At 38.4% G+C, this 6,814-nt stretch carries 7 protein-coding genes; 2 read left to right on the top strand and 5 right to left on the bottom strand.

Annotation, left to right across the window (positions count from 1 at the left end; all coding sequences use genetic code 11):
- Window positions 1-2: 2 nt before the first annotated feature.
- Genes EA365_03370 through EA365_03385 form a run of 4 tightly spaced genes read right to left on the bottom strand, consistent with a single transcriptional unit; the run spans window position 3 to window position 3,767 of the window.
- Entirely contained in the window at window positions 3-884 is an 882-nt protein-coding gene (locus EA365_03370; protein TVQ47737.1) for a M23 family metallopeptidase, read from the bottom strand.
- 5 nt (window positions 885-889) lie between these two features.
- The gene (locus EA365_03375; protein TVQ47738.1) at window positions 890-1,660 is read right to left on the bottom strand and encodes a biotin--[acetyl-CoA-carboxylase] ligase; all 771 of its coding nucleotides are present in this window, start codon (window positions 1,658-1,660) and stop codon (window positions 890-892) included.
- On the bottom strand, window positions 1,629-3,497 hold the full coding sequence (locus EA365_03380; GenBank protein ID TVQ47739.1) for a transketolase: 1,869 nt from the start codon (window positions 3,495-3,497) through the stop codon (window positions 1,629-1,631). The genes EA365_03375 and EA365_03380 overlap by 32 nt, the downstream gene beginning before the upstream one ends.
- A gap of 12 nt (window positions 3,498-3,509) precedes the next feature.
- Window positions 3,510-3,767 (bottom strand): hypothetical protein, encoded by a 258-nt coding sequence (locus tag EA365_03385; GenBank protein ID TVQ47740.1) that lies wholly within the window; start codon window positions 3,765-3,767, stop codon window positions 3,510-3,512.
- A 57-nt stretch (window positions 3,768-3,824) separates the two neighbouring features.
- Here EA365_03385 and EA365_03390 point away from each other — a divergent pair, with 57 nt between their 5' ends.
- Together EA365_03390 and EA365_03395 are read left to right on the top strand one after the other, a co-directional pair.
- Complete coding sequence (locus EA365_03390; GenBank protein ID TVQ47741.1) at window positions 3,825-4,316, top strand: MogA/MoaB family molybdenum cofactor biosynthesis protein; 492 nt, start codon at window positions 3,825-3,827, stop codon at window positions 4,314-4,316.
- Complete coding sequence (locus tag EA365_03395) at window positions 4,313-5,659, top strand: TldD/PmbA family protein (protein ID TVQ47742.1); 1,347 nt, start codon at window positions 4,313-4,315, stop codon at window positions 5,657-5,659. The genes EA365_03390 and EA365_03395 overlap by 4 nt, the downstream gene beginning before the upstream one ends.
- 10 nt (window positions 5,660-5,669) lie before the next feature.
- Here EA365_03395 and ruvB read toward each other — a convergent pair whose 3' ends face one another.
- A complete protein-coding gene (ruvB, locus tag EA365_03400; protein TVQ47743.1) occupies window positions 5,670-6,695 on the bottom strand; it encodes a Holliday junction branch migration DNA helicase RuvB in 1,026 nt (341 codons plus the stop codon).
- Window positions 6,696-6,814: the final 119 nt, after the last annotated feature.

Consider the following 6,814-nt stretch of genomic DNA (forward strand, 5'->3'; position numbering starts at 1 on the left):
GATTAACCTTGGTTAAAAAAATGCTCGGGAAGACCAAAAAACCGACGACGTAGCAGAGAATTAACTTGATTAGGCATTTGTAGAGCAAAATTTACAGGAAAACTATCTATCTCTACTAATGATTCTAACTGACGAGGTGCTCTTTGATAGTCTGATGGTTTGAGTTTAGTTAAAGCTGCTTTTTCTGCTAAATCTTTAAGCATTTTATCATGAGCTTGGGCTAATAATTGGCTAGGATCTGTAGCAACCCATATACCTTGTTCTAATTCTCGCCATTCAAAATGTAAATGAGGTCCTGTGGACATTCCTGTATTGCCAGATAATCCAATAACTGTACCTTCTTTGACGTATTCCCCTGGTTGAACAAAAATCTGAGAAAGATGAGCGTAACGAGATTCTCTGGTATTCTGTTGATGACGTATAATGACAATTAAGCCATAACCATTTAAATCACGTGCGGTTTCTATTTTACCATCAGCTACAGCTACAATAGGTGTTCCAATTGGTACTGGAAAGTCCACCCCTTCATGGAGTTGAGACATTCCAGATAAAGGATTAATACGCCAACCAAAGTTAGAATTTACATTGATCGGAGTAGTTAAAGGATAACCTATTTCTACATTTAATTTAGCAAGTTTATGATAATTATTTACGATTGGTTGAGTCGTAGTTGACTCAACTGCTGCTTGAGGTTGAGTAAAAATTACTTTAGGTGGTTCTATTTCTTTAGCTGGTGGATTACCATAGTCTTGTGTATCTAGAAAGTTATTTTTGCTAGCTAGTATCACCTCAGATTTAGCTGAAGCTTGATAATATAGCCAATTAGTAGCTAGAAAACCTAGACTAGTAATAATAATCAGTTTATTAAATAGAGATTTGCTCATTTTCCTCACAGATCACACTCGGATATTTTTAATATTTCTTTACATGAATAACCAAGTTTGATTGTACCTGGTTGCAGAAAAATTGCAACACTAGCACCTGAAGAAAATAAGCGAATCCCTAATTCTCCCTTGTCATTTACCCCGATAATTACCCCTGGAGATTGATTCAGGATGATTTCTTGTCCTAAATTACTCAATAACTGATGATAAGCATCTAGAACAGGTTTAATCCCTTGTTGTAGATAATAATCATAACCTGAGAAAATACCTGTCAAAGTTAGTTTAGCTAAGTCAGTAAGAGTAAATTGAGAAGCTATCTCTTCAAGATTAATACCCGTAGGCGGTACCGGATTAGTATAATTTATCCCTACCCCAACTACCCCATAAGTAATGATTCCCTGACATACCCTGGTTTCGATTTTGATTCCCCCAAGTTTACGTCCCTGTAAAATTAAATCATTGGGCCATTTTAGTAAAATAGGTAAATCTAGAGTTCGCAATCGTTGCGCGATACCCCAAGCTACCGCAATAGTTAAATGAGGTCCGCAATTAACCTCTAAATCTAAGGGTAACCCTAGAGAAAGGTATAATCCACCTGGTGGAGACTCCCACACTCTCCCCCATTGTCCCCGACCTGCGCTTTGTTGTAAAGCGATCGCTACTCTAGGTAAACTGTATTTTTGGTCGATAAGTTCCCATAATTTCTGATTGGTAGAAGGAATATCCTGGAAAATATCTACATCCCTAACTACTTGTTTTAAGTCTTCTAAATTCATCAACTAAACTTAACGTATCTAAACCATGACAAGCTAAAACCTCTTGATTTTGTCCACATTGAGGGATAGTATCTAAACCCAATTTACGAAATTTAACCCCTGATAATAAACCCAATTGGGCTAATTCTACCGCGATTCTATCTCCTTGTCCTCCAATCAGATAATGATTGTCTAGAGTCACGATTAATCCACACCCTGCGACAATATCTCTTAACCAATCAGGATCTACATAATTCAACCAGGGTAAATTAACCACTTTGAGTTGGAAATTATCTTCTTGTGCTAAGATTTGGGCTGCGTTATAAGCTTGAGATAATAAAATCGGTCCATATGCAAAGATAACCCCATCAGTAACTTGGGGATTGTATATAGCTACACCTTTACCTAACTCTAGGGGATAATCACCGTTATACTGATAGGGAATTTCCCAGGGAATAGATATTAACCGTAAATAAGAACTAGTCTCACAGACATTAACACAGTAGTCTAAAGCTAAATCTACCTCAAGAGGACAACTAGGTTCAATCATCACTAATCCTGGGATTCCCCCTAAAGCAGAAATATCTCTTACTGATTGGTGAGAATGTCCCGGACCTCCTGGTAATAAACCCGCTAAAGATCCCACATAGATAATTTTAGTCTTCTCTGTAGCGTTATTATAAATCTGTTCGTTAGGACGAGTAGAAAGAAAACAAGCAAAAGAATGAACTATGGGTAATAATCCCTTGATCGCCATTCCACCAGCTTGAGAAACCAGATCTTGTTCAGCTATTCCACATTCAAAAAAGCGATCGCTAAACTGTTGGGAAAAGGGAATTAAACCACAATCTAAGACTAAATCAGCGTCTAAAACTACTAGATTAGGGTTTTGCTTAGCTTGTTTAACTAAAGCTTCCCCATAAGCGGGTATTAGTCTTTCTAAAGGGGGTGAAGATTGACTAGGGGTTATCTCAACTGTTTCTAACTGTACTCCTGGGGTTTTAGCGATTAATTCTTGAACCGCTTTTGTATATGTTTCATCATCAGGTGCACCACTATGAAAGGGATATAATGTATCTTCAGGTTTCATCGCGGTATGTTCCATAAAAGAAACACCCTTCCCCTTGATGGTATCAGCGATAATAATTTTAGGGCGATCTCTAACTGTTTCTAACTCACTAATCACCTTAGCTAAAGCGTTAAAGTCATGACCATCACAACGACGCACTATCCAACCATAAGCTGTTAATTTGGCGGCTAAATCCCCTAAATCACTAACTTTACTCACCCAAGTATCTGATTGCAACTTATTATGGTCGATAATTACCGTAAGTTCATCTAACTGGTGATTTACCGCGGATACCAGAGATTCCCAAAACTGTCCTTCCTGTAATTCTCCATCTCCCGTTAACACATAGACTTTACTATCTATCCCCAATAAGCGATTAGCTTGAATCATTCCCTTCGCTTTAGAGATACCCATACCCAATGAACCTGTATTAGTAGCGATACAAGGTAAAGAAAGATCAGGATGTCCCGGAAGTCCGTTTAATCTTCTCAACTGATGGATTAACTCAAAATCTAACAACCCTAAAGCAGTAGCTACCGCGTAAAACCCTGGTACATCGTGACCTTTAGAAGAGAAATAAATATCTTGTCGGAGACGAATTTTATGTAAAAATAGCCAAGTTACGATATCTAAACTGCTAAAACTACTCCCTATATGACCTGAACCAGCTTTTTTAATGGCGTAAAGAGTATTAATTCTACAGCAATTAGCCAATAATTCGGTGTTTTCTGGTTGGAGTTTAACGATTCGTTGTAATTCGGCAAAAGGTACAAAATATAAGTCTGTCATGTTTGATTTTGATTAATCTTTGAGATTAAGTTTCTGTCGTACTTCTTCAATAGCTGAACTTAATTGAGAGATTTTTGCTTCGAGATTTTCGGTTATTTCTTCTTGTGGGAGAGGTTTAGAGTCTAACTCTTCTTCTAAAGGTTGAGTCTGTTTTGGTTCAGAGATTTCGTTAGATTTAGAACCAATCACGATACCAACTACTGTACCAACTAAACCTCCAATAACTGTACCGAGGAGAAAACCACCCCCAAAATTATCGCCTTTACTCATAGTTTATAAACCTCAATGTTAATGTAAAAGAAACATAGATTTTAATTTTAGATCGATATGCAGCCACATCCAGATTCTAACGACAAAATAGCCTTAAAATGTGTGGTTATAACCGTAAGTGATACCAGGAGTTTTGCAGACGATCACAGTGGAAACTTAATTAAATCCCTGTTACGGGATGCGGGACATTTAACCGTTGGTTATCAAATTATACCCGATCTACCAGGAGAAATTATAGCCCAGTTAACCACCTGGCAAAAAGTAGATGTCATAATTTTAAATGGTGGAACTGGTATCAGTAAACGAGATCAAACTGTAGATGTAGTTGAAGTAGTGCTAGAACAAATACTTCCTGGATTTGGTGAGTTATTCAGGATGTTAAGTTATCAAACCATTGGTTCAAGAGCGATGGCTTCTAGAGCTATAGCAGGAGTATATCAAGAAAAACTGATATTTTGCCTCCCTGGTTCTACTAATGGCGTTAAACTAGCGATGGAGAAGCTAATTATACCTGAACTAATTCATCTGAACCAACAAATCAAACAATGACCCTAATTACCAGTCCACAATCACTACAACCAGAACAAGCATTAGAATTATTAGAGGGAATTATCGCCCTATCTCAAGCAGATGGAGTGTCTGTAAGCTTAAGAGCGCAAGAAGAAACCTTATCAAGATTTTCGGAAAATCAACTGAGTCAAAATATGGAAAAAACTAAACTCAGTGTGAGTATAACCAGTTATTTTGGTCAGCGTAGTGCTTCTGCTAATACAACAGAAATAACTCCAGAAAGTCTTCAGTCAACCCGAGAACGTTCAGAAAGTTTAGCACGTTTAGCGCCTGTTGATCCCGAATGGGTTGAGTTACTCCCTCCCCAAAGTTATGAACATAGGTTAGCTGGTTATAGTGAAGTAACGGCTAATTTTTCTCCTTTAGCTAGGGGTGAAATCGTCGCTAAAGTCTGTAATCAAGCCAGAATAGCGGGAGTAGAAACTTCAGGTACTGTTAGTACAGATGTATCATTATTGGCGATCGCTAATTCAGCAGGATTGAGAGCCACGGGTATTACTACAGAAGCTGATTTTAGCGTTACTGCTAAACAAGATAATGGCTCAAGTTGGTTACAAAGTTCAGCCATAGATATCACAGACTTACAGTTTACAGAGATAACCGCAAAAGTAATCGAAAGGGCGATCGCCTCAAAAAATCCCCGAGAAGTTGCACCAGGATTTTATCCCGTAGTGTTTGAAGGTGCAGCATTTGCGAGTTTATTACCCTGGGTAATTTGGAATCTTTCCGCGAGAGAAGCGGATGAAGGGCGATCGTTTATGTCTCGTTTTGACGCTGAAGGTAACCTAATTGGTAATCGTATCGGAGAACAGTTATTTAGTCCTCTAATACAAGTAAATCGTCAACCCACCCACCCCCTTTTACAAGCTAGGACATTTTGCAGTAACGGAATACCCAACCAGGATTTAACTATTATTAAAGATGGTATCCCCGAAACCTTATCCTATAGTCGCTATTGGGCGCAAAAAATGGGGACAGTATCTCAAGGAGACTTATACCCCATTGTCATGACAGGATCAGACCAAACTACCGCCGATTTAATCGCTCAAACCGAGAGAGGTATTTTAGTTTCCCGAGCGTGGTACGTACGTTACGTCAATCCTCGTACCCTAGAAGTAACAGGAATGACTCGTGATGGTACATTTTGGCTAGAAGATGGTCAAATCGCCTATCCTATTAAAAATCTTCGCTTTAATCAAAGTTTACCAGCTATGCTTAAGGATGTAGAACAAGTCAGTCAAGTACAACGCTATGGGGGAATAGTTGTCCCTGGAGTTAAGGTAAGCTCTTTTTGCTTTACAAGTATTACTGATAGCGTTTAAGATTCTAAATCTATAAATACCCGAGATGTTGATAAGCAGTTACACTCGCTACCCTTCCCCGAGGAGTTCTTTGCAGATAACCTATTTGTAATAAATAAGGTTCGTAAACCTCTTCGATGGTTTTTTTATCCTCTCCTGTAGCAGCAGCAATCGTCTCTAAACCTACAGGTCCTCCTTGAAACTGTTCAATAATTGTCTGCATAATTAGGCGATCGATCCAGTCTAAACCCATTTGATCAATCGCTAGTAAATCTAAAGCTTCTACTGCGATCGCCGCGTCAATAGAGGTGATTTGTTTAACCTGAGTATAATCGCGAACTCTTTTTAACAAACGATTAGCAATACGCGGTGTACCACGAGCACGAAGGGCGATCGCTTCTGCTCCTTGAGAGGTAAGATTAATCTTTAAAATACTCGCACTGCGTAATAAAATTGTACTTAACTCTGCTGAATCATAATAGCGTAACCGCTGAATCAAACCAAAGCGATCGCGCAAAGGTGAAGTCAAAGCACCAATTTTAGTAGTTGCACCTACTAGAGTAAAAGGAGCAAGAGAAATGCTCCTAGTTCTAGTATTTTGACCTTTACCGATGGTTAAATCAATGCGATAATCTTCCATCGCACTATATAATAACTCTTCACTAGTGCGATTGAGTCGGTGAATTTCATCGATAAATAATAAATCCTTCGGTTGGAGATTAATTAATAAGCCTAGAATATCTCTAGGTCTTTCTAAAGCAGGTGCTGCGGTAATCTTACAATTTACCCCCATTTCAGCAGCTAAAATCAAAGAGATAGTAGTCTTACCCAATCCAGGAGGACCATAAAGTAAGAGATGATCTAAAGATTCTCCCCTAGTTTGTGCTGCTTGAATCGCGATAGTCAGTATTTGTTTTAATTCTGTTTGACCGATATAATCTACTAGTCTTTCTGGTCTGACTTTAGCTTCTTTAGTGATTAATTCCTCTGAGGTTGCTATGGGATTGAGCAAATTATCGTTATCTTGATCTAATTTTTTACTCCTCTTAATCGCCATTATTTATTTAAAGCTAGGGAATATGCTAATTTTAACACCCAAAGCTTGATATACTAGATTTGTACATGTGCGACCCGTTTCTAGGGATTTAAACTCTAGACCTCAAAACCAGCAATGGT

It is taken from the genome of Gloeocapsa sp. DLM2.Bin57 (genome assembly GCA_007693955.1).
Lineage (GTDB): Bacteria > Cyanobacteriota > Cyanobacteriia > Cyanobacteriales > Gloeocapsaceae > Gloeocapsa.